The sequence below is a fragment of the Shewanella putrefaciens genome, from assembly GCF_016406305.1.
Taxonomy (GTDB): domain Bacteria; phylum Pseudomonadota; class Gammaproteobacteria; order Enterobacterales; family Shewanellaceae; genus Shewanella; species Shewanella putrefaciens_C.
The window spans coordinates 3,015,068-3,034,304 of record NZ_CP066369.1; the positions used below are offsets into that span (position 1 = coordinate 3,015,068).

Annotated in this window: 20 protein-coding genes; all 20 read right to left on the bottom strand. The window is 47.9% G+C overall.

Annotated features, from left to right (window positions below; genetic code table 11):
• Positions 1-2: 2 nt before the first annotated feature.
• The 20 genes from cheY to fliE all read right to left on the bottom strand — a co-directional run bounded on the left by cheY (position 3) and on the right by fliE (position 19,095).
• The gene (gene cheY, locus JFT56_RS13065) at positions 3-386 is read right to left on the bottom strand and encodes a chemotaxis response regulator CheY (RefSeq protein ID WP_007649667.1); all 384 of its coding nucleotides are present in this window, start codon (positions 384-386) and stop codon (positions 3-5) included.
• A 47-nt stretch (positions 387-433) separates the two neighbouring features.
• Positions 434-1,147, bottom strand: coding sequence for an RNA polymerase sigma factor FliA (locus tag JFT56_RS13070; protein ID WP_007649669.1), 714 nt, complete (start codon positions 1,145-1,147; stop codon positions 434-436).
• The gene (locus tag JFT56_RS13075; RefSeq protein WP_011919601.1) at positions 1,140-2,021 is read right to left on the bottom strand and encodes a MinD/ParA family protein; all 882 of its coding nucleotides are present in this window, start codon (positions 2,019-2,021) and stop codon (positions 1,140-1,142) included. Before JFT56_RS13075 ends, JFT56_RS13070 begins: the two co-directional genes overlap by 8 nt.
• Before the next feature lie 4 nt (positions 2,022-2,025).
• Positions 2,026-3,408 (bottom strand): flagellar biosynthesis protein FlhF, encoded by a 1,383-nt coding sequence (gene flhF / locus JFT56_RS13080; RefSeq protein WP_198780506.1) that lies wholly within the window; start codon positions 3,406-3,408, stop codon positions 2,026-2,028.
• An 11-nt stretch (positions 3,409-3,419) separates the two neighbouring features.
• Positions 3,420-5,519 carry a flagellar biosynthesis protein FlhA gene (gene flhA, locus JFT56_RS13085; protein WP_198780507.1) on the bottom strand — a complete coding sequence of 700 codons (2,100 nt, stop codon included), beginning with the start codon at positions 5,517-5,519 and terminating at the stop codon, positions 3,420-3,422.
• A 77-nt stretch (positions 5,520-5,596) separates the two neighbouring features.
• Positions 5,597-6,727: a flagellar biosynthesis protein FlhB gene (gene flhB, locus JFT56_RS13090; protein ID WP_198780508.1), complete on the bottom strand. Its 1,131-nt coding sequence runs from the start codon at positions 6,725-6,727 to the stop codon at positions 5,597-5,599.
• A 17-nt stretch (positions 6,728-6,744) separates the two neighbouring features.
• Entirely contained in the window at positions 6,745-7,542 is a 798-nt protein-coding gene (gene fliR / locus JFT56_RS13095) for a flagellar biosynthetic protein FliR (RefSeq protein ID WP_198780509.1), read from the bottom strand.
• A gap of 4 nt (positions 7,543-7,546) precedes the next feature.
• Complete coding sequence (gene fliQ / locus JFT56_RS13100; protein WP_198780510.1) at positions 7,547-7,816, bottom strand: flagellar biosynthesis protein FliQ; 270 nt, start codon at positions 7,814-7,816, stop codon at positions 7,547-7,549.
• A gap of 18 nt (positions 7,817-7,834) precedes the next feature.
• Entirely contained in the window at positions 7,835-8,581 is a 747-nt protein-coding gene (gene fliP / locus JFT56_RS13105; protein WP_198780511.1) for a flagellar type III secretion system pore protein FliP, read from the bottom strand.
• On the bottom strand, positions 8,578-8,997 hold the full coding sequence (fliO, locus tag JFT56_RS13110) for a flagellar biosynthetic protein FliO (RefSeq protein ID WP_198780512.1): 420 nt from the start codon (positions 8,995-8,997) through the stop codon (positions 8,578-8,580). The genes fliP and fliO overlap by 4 nt, the downstream gene beginning before the upstream one ends.
• A 27-nt stretch (positions 8,998-9,024) precedes the next feature.
• On the bottom strand, positions 9,025-9,408 hold the full coding sequence (gene fliN, locus JFT56_RS13115; protein WP_007649682.1) for a flagellar motor switch protein FliN: 384 nt from the start codon (positions 9,406-9,408) through the stop codon (positions 9,025-9,027).
• Between the two features lie 11 nt (positions 9,409-9,419).
• Positions 9,420-10,451: a flagellar motor switch protein FliM gene (gene fliM, locus JFT56_RS13120; protein WP_198780513.1), complete on the bottom strand. Its 1,032-nt coding sequence runs from the start codon at positions 10,449-10,451 to the stop codon at positions 9,420-9,422.
• Between the two features lie 39 nt (positions 10,452-10,490).
• Positions 10,491-11,015 carry a flagellar basal body-associated protein FliL gene (fliL, locus tag JFT56_RS13125; RefSeq protein WP_198780514.1) on the bottom strand — a complete coding sequence of 175 codons (525 nt, stop codon included), beginning with the start codon at positions 11,013-11,015 and terminating at the stop codon, positions 10,491-10,493.
• 87 nt (positions 11,016-11,102) lie between these two features.
• Positions 11,103-13,016: a flagellar hook-length control protein FliK gene (locus JFT56_RS13130; protein WP_198780515.1), complete on the bottom strand. Its 1,914-nt coding sequence runs from the start codon at positions 13,014-13,016 to the stop codon at positions 11,103-11,105.
• Positions 13,017-13,270: 254 nt separating this feature from the next.
• Positions 13,271-13,723, bottom strand: a complete 453-nt coding sequence (fliJ, locus tag JFT56_RS13135; protein ID WP_198780516.1) for a flagellar export protein FliJ — start codon at positions 13,721-13,723, stop codon at positions 13,271-13,273.
• A gap of 11 nt (positions 13,724-13,734) precedes the next feature.
• The gene (fliI, locus tag JFT56_RS13140) at positions 13,735-15,072 is read right to left on the bottom strand and encodes a flagellar protein export ATPase FliI (RefSeq protein WP_198780517.1); all 1,338 of its coding nucleotides are present in this window, start codon (positions 15,070-15,072) and stop codon (positions 13,735-13,737) included.
• Positions 15,041-15,997 (bottom strand): flagellar assembly protein FliH, encoded by a 957-nt coding sequence (fliH, locus tag JFT56_RS13145; protein ID WP_198780518.1) that lies wholly within the window; start codon positions 15,995-15,997, stop codon positions 15,041-15,043. The genes fliI and fliH overlap by 32 nt, the downstream gene beginning before the upstream one ends.
• The gene (gene fliG / locus JFT56_RS13150; protein ID WP_198780519.1) at positions 15,984-17,030 is read right to left on the bottom strand and encodes a flagellar motor switch protein FliG; all 1,047 of its coding nucleotides are present in this window, start codon (positions 17,028-17,030) and stop codon (positions 15,984-15,986) included. Before fliG ends, fliH begins: the two co-directional genes overlap by 14 nt.
• Entirely contained in the window at positions 17,023-18,714 is a 1,692-nt protein-coding gene (fliF, locus tag JFT56_RS13155) for a flagellar basal-body MS-ring/collar protein FliF (RefSeq protein WP_198783573.1), read from the bottom strand. Before fliF ends, fliG begins: the two co-directional genes overlap by 8 nt.
• A gap of 45 nt (positions 18,715-18,759) precedes the next feature.
• The gene (gene fliE / locus JFT56_RS13160) at positions 18,760-19,095 is read right to left on the bottom strand and encodes a flagellar hook-basal body complex protein FliE (RefSeq protein ID WP_007649711.1); all 336 of its coding nucleotides are present in this window, start codon (positions 19,093-19,095) and stop codon (positions 18,760-18,762) included.
• Positions 19,096-19,237: the final 142 nt, after the last annotated feature.

Genomic DNA, 19,237 nt, shown 5'->3' on the forward strand with positions numbered 1-19,237 from the left:
GCTCAAGCGAGTCGTTCGAATATTTTATCTAACTTCTCTTTCAACGTAGCTGCGGTAAAAGGTTTAACCACATAGCCATTTACTCCCGCCTGCGCGGCAGCAATAATCTGTTCACGCTTTGCTTCAGCCGTGACCATTAATACGGGTAAATGCTTTAGCGAATCGTCTGCGCGAATAGCCTTCAACAGGTCAATTCCCTGCATGCCGGGCATATTCCAATCTGTAACAACGAAATCAAAATCCCCCTTTTGCAACATAGGCAGGGCGGTTGAGCCGTCGTCTGCTTCTTGGGTGTTATTAAACCCCAAGTCTCGCAACAAGTTCTTGATGATACGTCTCATTGTTGAAAAGTCGTCAACAATGAGAATCTTCATATTCTTGTCCAAGGTTTCCTCCGGTGAGCTGACATTCTGTGCTCGATTAATAATTATACTTATGTCCAGTGCTTGAGCTTGCCTTTGAGTCGCAGCATTGCCTGACTTAATATCTGGCTAACTCGCGATTCGCTTACCTCAAGAATGGCGCCAATCTCTTTTAAATTCAATGCTTCATCGTAGTACAGCGATAACACTAACGCATCTCTTTCTGGCAATAATTTTATTGCCTCAACTAGCGCAGAATGAAATTGGGTCTCGGCTAATGCCTCAAACGTACCATCGTCAGACCTATCGCTTGGAGTAAGTATATCCTGCGATACGCCTAAGTCTTCTATCCCTATGATTTTTCCGACAGAAACATCGTTAAGGATATGATGGTACTCATCGAGCGTCATATCAAGTTTTTCTGCAATTTCTGTGTCGCGCGCATCACGACCCAAAACTTGCTCTAACTCATCAATAGCTTGCGCGACCCTACGGTTGTTACGATGAACGGAACGAGGAACCCAATCGCCACGGCGGATCTCATCCAGCATGGCACCGCGGATCCGTATACCGGCGAAGGTTTCAAATTTTGCACCTTTGCCACCATCAAACTTGGATGATGCTTCGAGTAATCCCATCATCCCTGCTTGCAGCAGGTCATCAAGCTGTACAGAGGCAGGTAATCTGGCGAGCAAGTGATGTGCAATTCTTTTAACCAACGGAGCATACTGTTCAACGATAGATGATTTATTGTCTAAACAAGTATACGCAGCGGCTTTATTCACTCGTTTTTTCCTCTTGAAAATCTGGTCGTTGCACTAAACGTTCAACGAAAAACTCCAAATGCCCACCAGGTTGCTGCGGAACGGGCCAGCTCATGATTTTATTTGCCAACCCTTGGTACGCAATGGCAGCCGGAGACTTAGGATAAGCCTCTACCACTAACTTTTGCTTACGCACTGATTTACGCAGATTTTCATCAAATGGAATTGTCGCAACAAGCTCGAGTGCGACATCTAAAAATCTGTCGGTCACTTTACTGAGTTTAGCAAATAATTCCATACCTTCGCGTAAACTACGCACCATGTTTGCAACAATTTTAAAGCGGAAAACGCCGTGTTCACGGCTGAGGATTTTGATCAACGCATAGGCGTCGGTTATAGAGGTAGGTTCATCACACACCACGACTAAAACGTCCTGCGAGGCGCGGGAAAAACTGAGCACCATATCTGAGATCCCTGCGGCGGTATCCACCACAAGAATATCGAACTGAGTGCGCATCTCACTGAAAGCGCGAATCAAGCCAGCATGTTGCGCAGGGCTGAGTTCGACCATCCCTTGAGTACCCGAGGTAGCCGGAACTATGCCTATGCCCTTAGGCCCGCGGACAATAATATCGTCAAGCTCCGCATCGCCCGATAATACATGGGAGAGGTTACGCTCGGCACGGATCCCCAACATGACGTCGACATTTGCTAAGCCAAGGTCAGCATCGAGCACTAAGACTCGCTTGCCCTTCTCGGCTAATGCCACTGCGGTATTAATAGAGACACTGGTTTTACCCACGCCGCCTTTACCGCCCGTGACCGCAATTACTTTCACTTTTTCGTTATAGGGTTGATTCATCATACGTAAACCACTTGCTTGATCCAGGGTCATAACTCTACTCAAATGCACAGGCCATATTATCTGACCACGCTGTGTCTTGTAATGATTGTTGTTCTGTACTATCTAATGCCGCCAGCGCCTGCTGCGCTAACATTAAGGTATCCGCGACTTTCATATCTTCAGGAACGCGTTGACCATCAGTCACATAGCTTAATGGTAACCCACTTTGGATCAACACACTTAGTGCACCTGCTAAAGAAACAGATTCATCAAGTTTTGTGAGTACTGCACCTGATAAAGGAATACGTTTAAAATGATTAACTGCATCTTGCAGCACTCGGCGCTGCCCTGTGGCAGACAGTACCAGATAACTGCGAATTGGTATTCTGCTATTTGCAGTTAAATTATCAAGTTGCTGGTAGAGCCGCATATCCCTTTGTCCCATACCAGCGGTATCTATCAATACTAGCTTGCGATTTCTGAACTGATAAAGAATTTGCTCTAGCTCATGGAGGTCATGGGCTTGCTTTACGGGACAGCCCATTATTTTGCCATAGGTCGCCAATTGCTCATAGGCACCAATGCGATAATGATCCGTGGTAATTAACGCGACTTGCTCAGGGCCGTGGTGAGCGACAAAACGCGCGGCTAACTTTGCCAAGGAGGTCGTTTTACCCACCCCAGTTGGCCCCACCAAGGCAACGACACCACCTTGACGAACAATATCATCACCTTGATTATCCAGCATATTAGCTAAACTTTGAGGCAAAGCTCTGACTAATTCTGCGGGGGTATAATGCTGGCTCAATGCCGCCAGTTTTGCGGCAACCGCAGGGGAAAACTCGGCTTCAAGTAATTTAGACTCGAGCATAGCCCCAACGGGGTCGATACGTTTTTTATGCTCAGTCATCAAAGAGGACACTTGGTGTGTCAATAAATTACGCAATGAAGCTAACTCATCCCGCATAGCTTCGATATCGGCATTTTGCTTCTGGGATGTTTGTGGCTTCTTATCAAAGGTAGCTGGCGCTTCTCGACGTTCAGTTTTCGGCGCTGCCGGAGCCTGTAAACCTTTTGCCCATGCGGGTAATTCCGCATCAGCTTGCTGATGCGATAATTGTTGATTTAAACGGCTTTGTTGCTTTTCAAGCAAAGCTTGCAACGAATCAGCGGGCGCCGCAGGCTTAGCACGAGTCTCGGCACGAACGGGTTGTTTTCCCCCTAGGGAGACGAGATCGTCACTCACATCCATAAAGGTCGGTGCTGGCGCAGTTGCGGGAGCTTTTGCCTTGGGCTCATCGTAGTCAACGGCGGCGACAATCTCTATGCCCCCATTCACTTTTTTATTTGACATGATCACGGCATCTGAGCCGAGTGTTTCTTTCACTTGGGCCAGTGCGGCACGCATGTCTTTGGCAAAAAATCGTTTAATCTTCACTTATGCGTCCTCTACTGGCCGACGGCAGATACGATGCGTATTTGCTTTTCATCGGGGATTTCTTGGTAAGAAATCACTCTGAGATTAGGAATAGTATGTTTAACAAAGCGCGATAAGGTTGCGCGTAACATACCAGACGTTAGCAATATGGCGGGTTGTCCGACCATTTCTTGCCTTTGAGCTGCATCGGCTAAGGACTGCTGCATACGCTCGGCAAGACCGGGTTCAATATTTGGACCATCACCACCGGTTGCTTGCATTGACTGATGCAACATCTGTTCCAACTCTGGCGCCAAAGTTATGACGGGGATTTCGAGTTCAGGGCCAGAGATCTCTTGGACTATCATGCGCTTCAATGCAATACGAACTGCCGCGGTTAATACCTCGGTATCATTACTCTTAGTGCCGTATTCTAACAAAGTTTGCACTATGGTACGCAAGTCTCTGACCGAAACTCCTTCATTTAATAGGTTTTGCATCACTTTTACGACACTACCCAGCGGCATAACATCGGGAATAAAGCCATCCACTAACTTAGGCGAATGTTTGGCTAGCATATCCATCAGTTGTTGCACTTCTTCGTAACCGAGCAGTTTTGCCGCATTATTCGTCAGTAATTGGCTGATATGGGTCGCGACCACTGTCGCAGCATCCACCACGGTATAACCTAAGGTTTGCGCATGTTCACGCAGTTCTGGCGCAATCCATACCGCTTCGAGTCCAAAGGCGGGATCGCGGGTTTCAATGCCATCGAGCTTGCCATAAACCTGACCTGGGTTGATGGCTAACTCGCAGTCATGGCGAATTTCCGCCTCGCCAACCACCACACCCATCAGGGAGATACGATAGGCATTAGGTGATAGATCTAAGTTATCGCGAATATGCACCGCAGGGACAAGAAAACCCAGCTCCTGCGACAACTTTTTACGTACACCTTTGATACGGCTCAGTAATTCACCACCTTGGCCTTTATCTACCAATGGAATTAACCGATACCCCACCTCTAAGCCGATAGTGTCGACATGGCGTACATCATCCCAGCTGAGCTCTTTTGGCTCCTTGTCGTGTCTTTCAATTGGGCCGGACTTAACTTGCTCTAACGCTTTTAGGCGTTTGGTTTCATTGCGCTTAAACACAAAATAGGCCGCACCGGCGGTGATAACCGCAAAGCTTAAAAATGCCATATGGGGCATGCCAGGCACTATCCCCATCACAAATAACACACCCGCTGCGATACCTAATGACTTATGACTGTCAAACATCTGACTCATCAGCATTTGACCCATATCGCCGGATTCATTTTGACGGGTCACCATTAGGGCGGCGGCAATAGAGAGTAAGAGACCAGGGATCTGTGCGACTAGGCCATCACCTATGGTAAGTAAGGTATAAATTTCAACGGCCTGTGAAAAACTTAAACCATGCTGAACGATACCAATGATAAAACCACCGAGAATGTTAATAACGAGGATCATAATCCCGGCTATCGCATCCCCCTTAACAAATTTTGAGGCACCGTCCATCGCTCCATAAAAGTCGGCTTCTCGGGTGACTTCCGCGCGGCGCAATCTGGCTTGTTCTTGGTTTAATGTCCCCGCATTGAGATCGGCATCGATGGCCATTTGCTTACCGGGCATCGCATCTAAAGTGAAGCGGGCACTCACTTCAGCAATACGACCAGCACCCTTAGTCACCACCGCAAAGTTGATAACAATCAAAATGATAAATACAACTAAACCGACGGCATAGTTACCACCAATCACTACGGAACCGAAGGCCTCAATCACTTTACCCGCAGCATCTCCCCCATTATGACCTTCGAGCAACACTACACGGGTAGAAGCCACGTTAAGGGCGAGACGTAACAGGGTGGCCACTAAGAGTACTGTTGGAAAAGCAGCGAAATCTAAGGGTCTATCGGTATAAATTGCCACTAGCAAGACAATCAATGCGAGCGCAATGTTAAAGGAAAATAAAACGTCGAGTAAGAATGGCGGGATAGGCAGTACAATCATAGCTAATGCTGCAAGCACTAACATAGGCGTACCTATGCCTTTGAAAGAGCTGAGCTTCACCTGCTTAACTTGACCTAGAGTCGCTTTAACATCCATTCACTGTTACCTAAACTTTGACGTATAACAGCACAAAAGCAAAAATCACGCCAATAAGGCAAACATAGTTTGAAGGGTCAATATTTCAGCTCATCGGGTATGGGCTGATTCAATGGGATGGGGATAGGTTTACGGCCTCGACCTTTTTGATACTGGCGCAACTGGAATACATAGGCTAACACCTGTGCCACAGCGGTAAACAAGCCCTCGGGGATTTGTTGATCTAGCTTAGTGGTATGGTAAATGGCCCTCGCCAGCGGCGGCGCGGATACAATTGCAATGTTATGTGCCCGGGCAATTTCACGAATTTTAAAGGCCACATCATCCACTCCCTTTGCAATCACAAAGGGCGCGGCGGAACGGGTTACATCGTATTTTACCGCCACGGCATAATGTTCAGGGTTCACGACTATTACATCGGCATTAGGCACTTCAGCCATCATACGGCGCTGAGCTAATTCACGCTGCATTTGACGTACCCGGCCTTTGACCTCAGGCTTACCTTCAGTGTCTTTGTATTCGTCCTTCACTTCCTGTTTGGTCATCTTTAACTGTTTGTTATGGTTCCAAATTTGGAATGGAACATCGATGGCTACTATCAGTAACACCGAGGAGCAGAGCAAGATAAACATCCACACCAATAGATCTAGCGCATGGTACACATTTCCAGGAAGATGATCGCTGGATAACAGCAAAATGTCGTTAAAGTAATGGCTTAAGAGTAAATAGGCTGCGATAGCCACCACAGAAAATTTGGCGATGCCTTTGGTCAGTTCAACCAAAGCCTGTACCCCAAACATGCGTTTAAAGCCGGCGATAGGACTCATTTTGCTGGCTTTGGGCATCATAGCTTGGGTTGAGAAATTCATCCCACCGAGGGCGACATTCCCCATAAAGGCCACCACCACAATCAGCAGCATGATTTGCAGCATGGGCCAAGCGATTTCCCCAGCAACGACGCCCCAGACATTAAACATATGGTTTGTATCGTAAATCTGAGCACGATCCATGGTAAACACCCGCTCAAACACGCGGACAAGTGCCGTAGCAATTTCGGGCCCTAACATATAAAAACCCGTTGCAGCCGACAGTAACACAGTGGCTGTACCTAGCTCCTTAGAGCGAGCAATCTGTCCTTTTTCCCGCGCCTGTTCGAGGCGCCTCCCTGTGGGTTCCTCGCTGCGCTCGCCGCTACTTTCTTCTGCCATCGAGTACTCCCATCATGTTAATGCAAACCGTCGGCTTGACACTGAAGTCCCAATACATCACAAAGCAAAAGCTGTGCCGCTATCCATACCTCATCGAAATGCGCCATAACGGGCGTCAGGGTTAACCAGAGGATCAGTAGCCCCCCAATCATAGTGATTGGAAAACCAATAGAAAAAATATTCAACTGTGGCGCCGCCCGAGTCATCACCCCGAAAGACAGGTTAACGAGTAGCAGAGCAATGATCGCCGAGATTGACATAGTCAAGGCAGCACCAAACATATAGGAACCCCAATCGGCTAAGGCTCGGTAGCTAGTGAGCGTTAACCCTTGGTTCGAAATTGGCAAGGTATCAAAACTGGCCACCAACATGCGGATCATCAGTAAATGGCCATCGACGGCGAGGAAAATCAAAGTGGAAAGCAGCAGGAAAAAGTTACCAATCACAGGGGTCTGTTGCCCAGAACCCGGATCGACCATAGAGGCAAAACCTAAGCTGGTTTGCATACCAATAATTTGCCCGGTTAGCACAAAGGTTTGCATCAGCATTTGCGTCACAAACCCCATGGCGACACCAATAATAATCTGCTGCGCGGTAATAAACACTGCACTTAAGGAAAATAAGTCCGCATTTTCAACTGGGGGCAAAACAGGCGCTATCGCAAAGGTAATCGCCATGGCAAGCAGTAGACGCACTCGGGCCGGCGTAGTTGCCGCCCCAAATACCACCATCACCATCAACATGCTTGCGACCCGAAATAACGGCCACATATAAGAGGCGATGGTTTGCATTAAGGTATCGAGCAGCAGCTCCATCGGCTTAACCTATCACTTGAGGAATGCGGTTAACCATCTCAAGAAAAAAGTCCACTAGCGTTTGCACTAACCAGTGTCCTAAAAACATCAGCGCAAATAAGGTCACCAACAAGCGAGGCAGAAAGCTTAAGGTTTGTTCGTTAATCGAGGTTGCGGCTTGAAACACGGCAACAATTAGGCCAATACCCAGCCCAGGTAACACAATAGCGGAGACCATCAATACAATGACGGCCAAGGCTTCACGGAAGATATCAACTAGTGCTTCTGGAGTCATAGTGGCTTCCCCACTCGTCTAACCGAAACTGTTGGCTAGGGTTCCCATGACGAGTCCCCAACCATCGACGAGCACAAACAACATAATTTTAAAGGGCAATGACACTATCATAGGCGATAGCATCATCATCCCCATGGCCATCAAGATGCTGGCAACGACAAGATCTAATACCAAAAACGGCACGAAGAGCATAAAGCCAATTTGAAAAGCGGTTTTAAGCTCGCTGGTGATAAAAGCGGGCACTAACACACTCATGGGCGCTTCTTCAGGGGAGTTAATGTTCTGATAACCTGAAATTTCAATAAAGGTTTTTAAATCCGTTGTCCGTACTTGCCCCAACATGAAAGCCCGCAGTGGCTCCTTACCCTTATCGAAGGCCTGTTGCAACGTAAGTTGCTCATCGATATAGGGTTTAACACCTTGATCATAAATTTTATCAAACACGGGCGCCATGATAAAAAAGGTCATAAATAGACTCATACCAATCAGCACTTGATTAGACGGCGTCTGCTGCAACCCAATCGCTTGGCGCAAAATTGACAGTACAACGATAATGCGGGTAAAGGATGTCAGCATAATGACCATAGCCGGTAAAAAACTCAGCGAGGTCATTAACAGCAGGATCTGCATAGTCACTGAGTATTCGGTCGAACCATCGGCCGCCGTTTTGACTGTAACCGCAGGCAGAACACCATCGGCAGCACCCGCCGATACGGCAAATAAAAGTGTACTAAGTCCGATTAAGCTGAGGATGAACTTCATCATTGTTTTAATTTCGCCTGCCGTAGCTTGTCCGCAAAGGATGCCGACTCAATTTGAATAGGTTCTGCTAATTTATCAATTAAATTCACTTGTTGTGCGCTAACGCCCAACAAATACTGCTGCTCACCAACTTGCACCAGTACCAGCCGCTCTTTTTGCCCAAGGGAGGTCACGGCAAGGGTTTTAAGCACATTATTGTGTGTAGGGACTAAATTAAATCGCCTTAGCAAATAGGCCAAGGCGAAGATAAGCAGCAGGACGAGAATCAAACCACCGAGCATACTGGCAGCAGAGGCGAGTTGCGACGGCTCAGAAACCTTGGCCGTGGCTGCAACGGTTGCCTCTGCACCTTTATTGGCGACGGCGGTCACCCCCGCCTGAGTAGCAGACACTAAACTCAGTATTACCGATGTGCTCATCTCTCGTTCCAACTAGTCTAGCGTCTATTATTTAAGCTTTTTAATACGCTCGGTTTGGCTGATGACATCCGTTAAACGAATACCAAATTTATCGTTCACTACGACGACTTCACCATGGGCGATAAGTGTACCGTTGACCATCACATCCAAAGGCTCACCCGCGACACGGTCCAATTCGACCACAGAACCTTGGTTAAGCTGTAACAGATTACGAATACTGATGAAGCTACGCCCTACCTCCATCGAAATCGTCACAGGAATATCTAAGATAGTGTCTAGCTTAGCCGCCTCGGCTTTACTTATAGGTTGAGAATCATCGACCAACTCATCGAGCGCAATCGCATTGGCTTCCTCTAGCGCTTGCTCAGCCATAGCTGCTGCCCAATCATCACCCGTATCTTCTGTACTCATCTCACTTCACCTTATAATTCTGATATATCTCTAGATTTGCCTTTACGCGTCACTAATTGGAGTTCGGATTTCACCGTTTCTGGACGGGGGATCTTTTCACAGATTTTGAGTGCTAGATTATCCCGTGAGCGGCCCATTTTACAGCGGTAAGTAGGTAAGTCTTCGATTTTCATCATAATATATTCCGGTAACTCAATCGGAATAATATCACCAGCTTTAAAGTTCATCACTTCTTTGAGCGTCAACTCATGCTCAACAATGCTCGCATCGAAGCCCACTTTCACGTCCATGATCTCATCATGCAGCGCCTGCGACCAACGCATATCGGTATCTTGCTTATCGCTTTGCACACCAGCATCGAGTAGCTCGCGGATGGGTTCAATCATCGAATAAGGCATAGTGATATGGAAGTCACCACCGCCACCATCCACCTCAATATGGAAGGAGTTAATGACCACCACTTCGGTTGGACTGACGATGTTTGCCATGGCTGGGTTAACTTCAGAGTCTAAATAATCAAACTCGACGTCCATCACTGGTGCCCAGGCATCTTTATAATCTTCAAAGATAATTTTTAAAAGCAACTGCACAATACGCCGCTCGGTCGGGGTAAATTCCCGCCCTTCAATCTTGGCATGAAAACGGCCATCACCACCAAAAAAGTTATCCACTAGGATAAAGACCAGTCGGGCTTCCATGGTAATAAGTGCCGTCCCTTTAAGGGGGCTAAAGCGCACCATGTTCAAACTGGTTGGCACGAATAACGTATGTACGTACTCACCAAACTTAAGCATTTGCACGCCGTTAATCGACACTTCTGCCGCGCGGCGCATCATATTGAACATGCTAATACGTAGGTGACGTGCAAAGCGCTCGTTCACTATCTCCAGCGTAGGCATTCGCCCACGGACGATACGGTCTTGGGAGGAAAAGTCGTAGGAGCGAGCATCCTGCCCAGCGGCATCAAGCTCATCATCCTCATCGACGTCATCGACCCCGTGCAGTAGCGCATCAATTTCGTCTTGGCTTAATAAATCACTCACTGTATTGCCTTCGCCTCTTTAGGTGCTGAAGATAAAAAATTATTGCATCACAAAACCTGTAAATAGCACTTTTTCAACGACCTTACGCCCAGTGACCGATTGCAGGGTATTTTGAACGCTAAGGAGTGCTAACTGACGCAGTTCATCCTTACCCGCCTGCGTACTTAACTTTTGCACATCGGCACCACTGAAGGTTGTCAGCAGTGCATCTTCAATTAATGGAATGTGTTTTTGCGTCAACACATCATCAGCGCCCCTCACCATCAGTTGAACTTTAATTTCAACGAGGCGAGAACGGTCAGGTCCAGGTAAATTGAATAAAAATGGACGGGGCATAGGTACATAGGATGCCATTGCAGCCTCACCCGTTACCGCAGGCGTCTCTGTCTGCGCGCCTTCTGCCGGAGCACTTTGAGCTTCATCCCCACTGCTGCCCATAAAAAACCATAATGCAGTGCCAATTAACAGGGCGGCAAACACACCTGCGCCAATGAAAATAAAAAGTTTTCTCTTACTTTTAGGGGCGTCGGTGTTTTCAAGTTCTAACGATTCTTCCTTGGCCATTACAGTACTCTTTAGGTTAGGCTTAAGCATTGTCTATATCGAGTGACAAAAATGTCACAACCATCTCTAACGCTATAGGTTACCTGCTTAAGCGTAATAATCTATACCTGAATTTAAACTAGTTGCTTGATTTAACCCTAAATCTAACTCTTCTGCCGAGAAATCATCCACATTCGCGCCCCCGGAGCCGCCACCTTCACCAAAACTGCCCTCGCGGCGCTGACCCTGATCCCCTTGGGAGACATGGCTATCGGCAAGTTGCATCCCCTGTTCCTGTAGCAATTCCCGTAAACGAGGGATAGCCTGTTCAATCACATCGCGGGTTTGAGACTGGGTCACGTGGAACTGAACTTGAGTCTGATCGCCATGCACTTGGATTTTCACTAGCATATGGCCCAACTCGGGTGGATCGAGGCGAATTTCGGCATGTTGAATACCTTGACTCACCATAGTCACTAATTGCTGCTTCATCACGGGGGAGAAGCGTTGGATCATCTCCTGCATCTGATTTTGAGTCTCAACACCCTGACGCAAAGAAAGCTGTACTTGCTGCGGATCTTGACGGTTAATCTGCGCCTGCCCTGCCGTTGAAGCAAGTGTCGACACAGATTTAAACTCAGTAGGCTTAAGCTCTATTGTGGATGCCGTATCCTCTTCAGCCCTATTCAATAATGTTGTCTCTTGACGCGTATCAAGTGTGACCGCCAACTTAGCATCTTTGAGTATCAGCCCTGCCTTAATGTCAGCATTTGCGGTTACATCTTCGGCCTGCTCTCCATTGCTCGGCTCTGTTCCTAAAATATTTAGCGGCTGAGTTGATACATCTGTCGTCAGCGGTTTTATGCCGATGTCTTGGTTAACATTGCTTACACGACTACCCGCGGCAGCACTCGCATTCACAATAAACTGCGAAGATGAAGCAAGATCGCCACCAGCTTGTGCACCTGTCGAACCATTCAGTTTTGCTTCAACTGACGTCACATTAAATCTGTCGTCCTCTATGGGTAAGATACGAAAACCCTTTCCATCTAACCCTTTGTTTTTTAGTTTTGCTTCATCTAAGCCTGCATCTTGATTTATGCTTCCCTGCCCTCTATTAGCGCTGGAATTTTCACCTTGAGTCGGTAAAGCATTCACACTCTGAGGCTTTTTAGCTTGTAAATTTCCTTGGTTAGTCAGACCCGCGCTAGCCTCTTCAGTCATGTCAGCTGCGCCTTGGGGCGACAGTGCCCCGCTGCGATTTTGTTCTCCAGCATTTAACGCCGCAGCGCTAAACTCTGACACTTTACCCTGCTGGACGGATTGTCCTGTCACAGCGATTTCATCTGTCGACATTGCCACCGCTGAGGCGCCAGTATTTAAGAGGGATTTGTCACTCACATCAGAACTATCCAGAGTCGCAGGGGCGGCCTCGGATAACTTGAGTAATTCTGCGGAAAAATCTGTTTTTGCTAAGTCGCCTTTAACTAAATCACTTTTTACTGAGTCGCCTTTTGCTAAATCACCTGTAACTAAGTCGCCTTTAACTAAATCACTTTCACCATCGCCACTCGCAGCACTCATATCAGCGTCAATACCTGAGTCAGCATCTAAGTCAGCATCGGATGGATTTAAGCTGTTCCCAAGGGAGCCCACCATAGTCACATAGCAAGCCGCCTCTATAACTTCGGCGTCAATATTTTGCTCACCAGCCACAGCAGGCGGCAAGTTATCGCCCTGAGCTGCCGCTTTTTTCATTTCACTTGCCATGTCAATCTGGGCAAAAATTAAATTAATATCCTTTTCATCATCTGGCTGTGCATCATTTGCCGTCTCCACTTTGGTGGGTGCAGCCTCCAGTTCCGATGATGTGGAAGATTTAATCGCTTTGGAAGACGTCGAACTAACGGAGGCTAATGCTGCAGAAAAGTCTTCACTATTAATATCTTGAGTTAATGTCTTGCTCGAACTCGTGCCATTTAGCCCAGACTTTGCTAATAAAATATTCGTCATTTGTTGCATATTCGCTCTCCAATATCACCCCATAGGAAAATAGAAATGCCAGGGTAATACGTCAATTTATGCTGCGGTTACAGTGAGATTAATGACAATCAAGCAAATAAGGTGCCAATTAAGTGATTAGAGGATGGGTATAACCCTAAGGTGAGTTTTTTGTAACGCCAGTTCACGACTGGTCATTTGAAATTGCCGCGCGCTGGCACGGCACCGATATCCTGAAATGGCACTTAACTAGGGCCAATGATTTGGGGCTAACCTTACTGTTGCTGCTGTTTTCGGCGATAAAACTGCTGGGAAGCAAATTCGTCGGTCATTTTTTGTTCTTTTTTCAGTTCGAGTACTTGGCGCTTCTTCTCTTTATTATCGAGCAGCAACTCCACCGCCTTACGCTTCTTTTGCTTCTCTAACCAATGTTGCTGACGAAAGTTTTTCTGCTTTTCGCCATCGGCGACAACGCGATTCTGCTGCGCGATGGCCTCATCAATCTGGCGAATAAAACGATGAAATTGATGGTAATGACTGGCACTGATGGCTTGCCCCTGCTGGGACTGCATCTGCTTCATATAATCTAAGCGATAGTTGTTTAGGGCCGCCAATTGATTCTGACGTTTTTGACATTCCAATTGTGCCGCTTTGAGCAATAATGCGGCTTGCTCTTCGGCATCCTTGGCTAATTTTAAGACGAGTAGTAAGGGATCAGCGTTCGCCATTTTGGCCTCGATTATTTACATTGAGCGGCAAGTTGCCCCAGCATGGCTTGGCTATCTGCAAAACTAAAGGCATCGCGCATGGTTTGCCTTAGGAAAGCATTCATCGCCGGTTGCAGACGTATCGCATTATCGATCCGAGGATCGCTTCCCTGGGCGTAGGCCCCGATAGAAATCAAATCCCGATTCTGCTGATAGAGTGAATAGGTTTGTTTGACACGCCGCATTGCCTCGAGATGTTCATTGGAGATAACCATAGGAGCAACCCGGCTGATGGAGGCCTCAATATCTATCGCAGGATAATGTCCCGAATCGGCAAGCGCCCTCGACAGCACAATATGCCCATCGAGGATCGCCCGTGATGCATCGGCAATCGGATCCTGTTGGTCATCACCTTCGGTTAATACGGTATAAAATGCCGTGATTGAGCCCTGCCCAGGACCGCCATTCCCTGCCCGTTCAACGAGACGCGGCAATTTAGCAAACACCGAAGGCGGATAACCTTTAGTAGCTGGAGGCTCGCCTACCGCTAAGGCAATTTCCCGCTGCGCCTGAGCATAGCGGGTCAAACTATCCATTAATAACAATACGTTATAACCAAGATCACGAAAATATTCGGCGATCCGCGTCGAGGTTTCGCAGGCTCGAAGTCGCATTAATGGCGAAGTATCTGCGGGTGCGGCCACCACAACGGAGCGGGCTCGGCCCTTTTCACCCAAGATTTCTTCGATAAATTCTTTAACCTCACGGCCCCGCTCGCCAACTAATCCAACCACAATGATGTCAGCCGTGGTGCCTCGGGTCATCATGCCTAAGAGCACGCTCTTACCCACACCAGATCCCGCAAACAGCCCCATACGTTGGCCTTTGCCAACTGTGAGCATGGCATTAATGGCGCGCACACCCACGTCGAGGGGCTCAGTAATCGCGCGGCGCGATAAGGGGTTAATCGATACACTGTGCCTCGATGCCTGCTGATCGGTTTGCAGCGCCCCGAGTCCGTCGAGGGGAACGCCATTACCATCGAGCACGCGGCCTAATAGCGAGAGCCCAACATTAAGCCCAGTTTGCTCCCCCAGCGGCACAACCCGTGCACCGGGCAAAACACCGCGTAATTCTTCGATAGGCATTAAATAGAGTAATTCATCATCGAATCCAACGACTTCGGCAATCAGATCCCCTGCCATGGTTTCGATAGAGCACAGACTGCCCACAGGGGCACGGCAACCACTCGCCTCTAAGGTCAAGCCCACCACGCGAACCAATTGGCCGCTTGCCACAGCACGAAACGGCGGCACTTTATCTATATAGTGATGGAATTTATTCAGCAGTTGGTGTCGACGATTTTGCATCTTGCTCTCCATGGGCTTGGAGCGTCTCGGTTTCAGTATCCCTTACTGCTTCGCCAGAGGCTTCGGACTCACTGCCATGGAGCACCTTAGCGGCGTCTTCCTGCTCAAGCGCTTCTTGTCGCTGTTGCTGCTGGTGAGTGACATGGGCCTGTTGATTGCGAAGGGATTCAAACACGGCATCAATTCGAGATGAAAGGCTTAAGTCCACCAGCGAACGTTGACTACTGATAATGCAATCACCCGCATTTAGCGCAGGATCGACTTCAAGTTGCCATTGATTGCGCGCCAGTTGGGCGCTAGAGTACAGCTGCTCTACTAAGGTAACATCATCCGGATGCAGACGAATGGTAACGGTCTGCTCTTTAATCGGTAAGGATTCGACCCCTAATCGCAGGGCCGAAAGAATCTGTTCTGGGTGAGTCTTTAATTCATGCCCAATCACAGATTTAGCCAGTGCCATGGTCAGTGTCATTAAGGACAATTCAATATCCCCATCAAGCAGTTGTAACGGTTTTTCAAACTGGCTTAATAAGCCTTCGAATCGACTGATTAAATGTTTAGCTTCGGCAAGCCCAGCTTCTAATCCCTGTTCATGGCCCTGCGAAAATCCTTCACTATGGCCCTGCTCTAATCCTTCAAGCCTTCCTTGCTCCAACCCTTGGGTAAAACCTTGGGTTTTACCCTCATTAAATCCTTCGGCTTCAGCCTGTGCCCGAATTTCCTCAATTTCGGCCATGGTCGGCGGCGCAACCATTTCAACAGTTTCAGGCTTAGTATGCTGATGCCCCGAGTAGCCAAATAAGTTAGAGACGCTAGCATCTTCAACTTCAGTGACATCGGGTAAGTTCCAGTGGCTAAACTCGATTTCAGTATCGCTGACAACCTTATTCGACAATTTATTGTCGCTCGGATTAGAGGAACTCATCACCAGCACCACCGCCTAACATGATTTCACCACTATCACTCAAACGACGGGCAATTGACAAAATTTCTTTTTGGGCAATTTCCACTTCGCTGATACGGATTGGGCCCATCGCCTCGAGATCGTCACGCAGTAGCTCGGCGGCACGTTTAGACATATTGCCCAGAATTTTTTCCTTCAACTGATCGTCGGTGCCCTTGAGTGCCTTCATCAACACATCTTGCTGCACTTCACGCAGTAAGGTCTGAATGCCACGGTCGTCCACATCGATAAGGTTTTCGAATACGAACATAAGATCTTGGATCTGTTGCGCCATTTCCTCGTCGGATTCGCGCATGGTTTCCATTAACTGGCTTTCGATACCCGTATCTAAGTAGTTCATAATGTTGGCGGCTGCTTTTAAACCACCCATCTTCGCCGCCTGTGCACCACCTTGACCGGCGAACTGTTTCTCCATGATATCGTTCAATTCCTGCAATGCTGCGGGCTGAACTTCTTCAAGATTCGCAATGCGCATCATTAAGTCTAAACGGGTATTCTCGGGGAATTGGCCAAAAATCTCTGCGGCCTGGTCCGGCTCTAAATAAGATAAAACAATGGTTTGGATCTGCGGATGTTCGTTTTGGATAATAGTGGCCACTTGGCGCGCGTCCATCCATTTGAGGGAATCTAGACCCTTAGCACCGCTGCCCATAATAATCTGTTCAATCAAATTACCGGCTTTGTCTTCACCTAAAGCCGCGGTCAATGCCTTACGAACGAACTCTTCGCTATTAAAACCAATGGAGGAATACTTTTGAATATCATCGAGAAACAGCTTATGCACGCCGATGACTTTCTCTTGCCCAAAGTCTTCCATTGCCGCCATGGCCATACCCACCTTCTGCACTTGCTTAGGTTCTAAGTGCTTGAGGATAGAGGCGGCATCGGCTTCGCTCAGACTTAAGAGTAAGATTGCCGTTTTTTCGATACCGCTCATGTCCTTTATATTAAAGCTTGGGACCTCAGCGACTTCTTTTGTTTTATTCTCAGCCATTGTCTTGTAACCAGTTTTTCACGACTTGAGTGGAAAGCTCGGGCTCATTCGCCACAAGCGCGCGGATAGCTTTAATCATATCATCATCTTTATGAAGATTAGGGATAAGAATTGAGCCATCATCGGCATAACTGTATTCAGCATCTTTGGTATTGAGCATACCTAAGGTATCGGCGGCGTATTGATCTTCAATCTCCGCCAGTTCGTTACCTAATCTTGAGTCCTCTGGCATGTTCACGCTATCGGGGTAGATTAAGCGTTTTAACATTGGACGAACCACGGCCAAAATCAACACTAGGATAACCAGAGCACCCACACCCAATTTAACCGCGCGCCAGAACCAAGGTTGCTCCCATAATTCTGGAGCGGGTACATCCTCGACCAGTTGGTCCATAAAGGGCACAGTCACAACCTCTAACACATCGCCACGCTGGGTACTGAAACCAACAGCACCTTCTAATAAACGGCGGATATTTGTCAGTTCTTGTTCGGTACGAGCTACCCGCGCCACTTGGCCATTCTCACCGGCGGCGCCGGGTTTAAAATCGACCGCAACCGACACACTGATGCGACGCACGACACCAATTTGCTGACGGGTGTGGCTGATCGTGGTGTCGAGTTCAAAGTTTCGAGTCGCTTCACGGTGGGAATTGCCCGCGGTGACACTTTCTGTCGTCCCTGCGTCTGCGGTTGCATCCTGAGGAATATTTGACTCCATAGGCGGCTGATTCGATAAGGCGCCAGGAATGCCACCACTTGACCCGCCAGTGGTATTATTTTCAACTGTCATTTCGCTGCGAAGTGAGGGCAAGTCTGGGTTAAAGCGTTTTGCCGTTTGCTCTACCGCAGTAAAATCCATGCTGACATCGACCTGGGAGGTAAAATTCTCAGGGCCTAGGATCGGCACCAGAATCGATTCAATCTTAGTACGGTACTCGGCTTCTTTTTGTTGAACTAATTCGAGTTCACGGCGAGCCCTCGCTGAGACACCATCTTGACTACCAGAATTAAGTAAGCGGCCATTTGAATCGGTCACAGTCACGCGGGAGGGTTCTAAGCCTTGTACGGCAGAGGCAACGATATCGACAATCGCATCGACTTCACCTTGGCCTAAACCACCACGGCGCGTATTGATAACAACGGTTGCGCTCGGTTGAGAGGTATTACGGGCAAAGACGTTTTCCTTAGGCAAGGCGAGGATCACCTTAGCACGGCTGACACTCTGTAACTGTTCAATTGCGCGGGCTAAATTTTCTTCTTGGCTGTGTTTAAGACGCGCCTGCTCCATTCTTTGACTGACGCCAAAACCACTGTCTTGGGTTAAAAAATCTTTGCTTGAGGCGGCGCCATCGATACCCGCGCGACTTAGCATCATTTTGACTTCTTGATATTTGTCTTCGGGTACCTTGATCACATCGACTTCGATCTGATACTTAACCTTATTTTTATCAAGCACATCGAGTACTTGCACCATTTCCTGGGTTTCCATTTTACCCAAAGGACGATACTCAGGTTCTTGGGCCCATATCATGACAAACACGGCTAATGCTAAACAAATGGCCAAGGCTAGGATCATAGTGATCTGGCGCATCATGTCGACACCGCCAAGGCTCCCCATCACGCCTGATTTATGTTCTTGCTGGACACCTTGGTCCGCTAAGCCGGAATTCGACCCGACAATCATTTCTGTGCTCACGATTCGTACCTGCTGATTGGGTTATTCACTGGCCTAAACAGGCATACTCATTATTTCTTTATAAGCTTCAACAAGTTTATTACGCACTTGCACCGTAGCTTCAAAGGCAACGCTGGCTTTTTCACGGGCAATAACAGTATCGGATAGACTAACCGTTGTGTCCCCCATCTCCAAGCGTGTGGCTAGGTTTGACGACGTCGACTGCAAACCACTGACATTACCAACCGCTTGGGAGAGCAGCTGCCCAAAATCGGCACCACTGGTATTATTCACTTGCTGCATGATATTGGGGGAAATACCAAAAGACGGGGTAATTTCACCTTTAAGTGACTGCATTTCCTGCAGTAATGAATTGGCGCCTATTTGCATGCTGAGCTCCCAGTCGTCGAGTTCTTGACGATCAAAATATCTATAACAGGGATAATGCAAAATAGCGGCCAAGTTTAAATGAGGTCCGCTGCCGAGGGGAAATCCATTGAAAGGAATGACTATCTAGCCAAAAACTGACGCA

Coding starts and splice junctions, on each gene's coding strand:
- JFT56_RS13075 (WP_011919601.1), bottom strand. CDS start 2,021: ATGACCCTGGATCAAGCAAGTGGTTTACGTATGATGAATCAACCCTAT.
- fliI (WP_198780517.1), bottom strand. CDS start 15,072: ATGCAAAATCGTCGACACCAACTGCTGAATAAATTCCATCACTATATA.
- JFT56_RS13130 (WP_198780515.1), bottom strand. CDS start 13,016: ATGCAACAAATGACGAATATTTTATTAGCAAAGTCTGGGCTAAATGGC.
- fliN (WP_007649682.1), bottom strand. CDS start 9,408: ATGAGTACAGAAGATACGGGTGATGATTGGGCAGCAGCTATGGCTGAG.
- fliL (WP_198780514.1), bottom strand. CDS start 11,015: ATGGCCAAGGAAGAATCGTTAGAACTTGAAAACACCGACGCCCCTAAA.
- fliR (WP_198780509.1), bottom strand. CDS start 7,542: ATGGAGCTGCTGCTCGATACCTTAATGCAAACCATCGCCTCTTATATG.
- fliE (WP_007649711.1), bottom strand. CDS start 19,095: ATGCAAATAGGCGCCAATTCATTACTGCAGGAAATGCAGTCACTTAAA.
- fliF (WP_198783573.1), bottom strand. CDS start 18,714: ATGATTGTCGGGTCGAATTCCGGCTTAGCGGACCAAGGTGTCCAGCAA.
- flhA (WP_198780507.1), bottom strand. CDS start 5,519: ATGGATGTTAAAGCGACTCTAGGTCAAGTTAAGCAGGTGAAGCTCAGC.
- fliQ (WP_198780510.1), bottom strand. CDS start 7,816: ATGACTCCAGAAGCACTAGTTGATATCTTCCGTGAAGCCTTGGCCGTC.
- fliJ (WP_198780516.1), bottom strand. CDS start 13,723: ATGGCGAACGCTGATCCCTTACTACTCGTCTTAAAATTAGCCAAGGAT.
- fliG (WP_198780519.1), bottom strand. CDS start 17,030: ATGGCTGAGAATAAAACAAAAGAAGTCGCTGAGGTCCCAAGCTTTAAT.
- fliH (WP_198780518.1), bottom strand. CDS start 15,997: ATGAGTTCCTCTAATCCGAGCGACAATAAATTGTCGAATAAGGTTGTC.
- fliO (WP_198780512.1), bottom strand. CDS start 8,997: ATGAGCACATCGGTAATACTGAGTTTAGTGTCTGCTACTCAGGCGGGG.
- fliP (WP_198780511.1), bottom strand. CDS start 8,581: ATGATGAAGTTCATCCTCAGCTTAATCGGACTTAGTACACTTTTATTT.
- flhB (WP_198780508.1), bottom strand. CDS start 6,727: ATGGCAGAAGAAAGTAGCGGCGAGCGCAGCGAGGAACCCACAGGGAGG.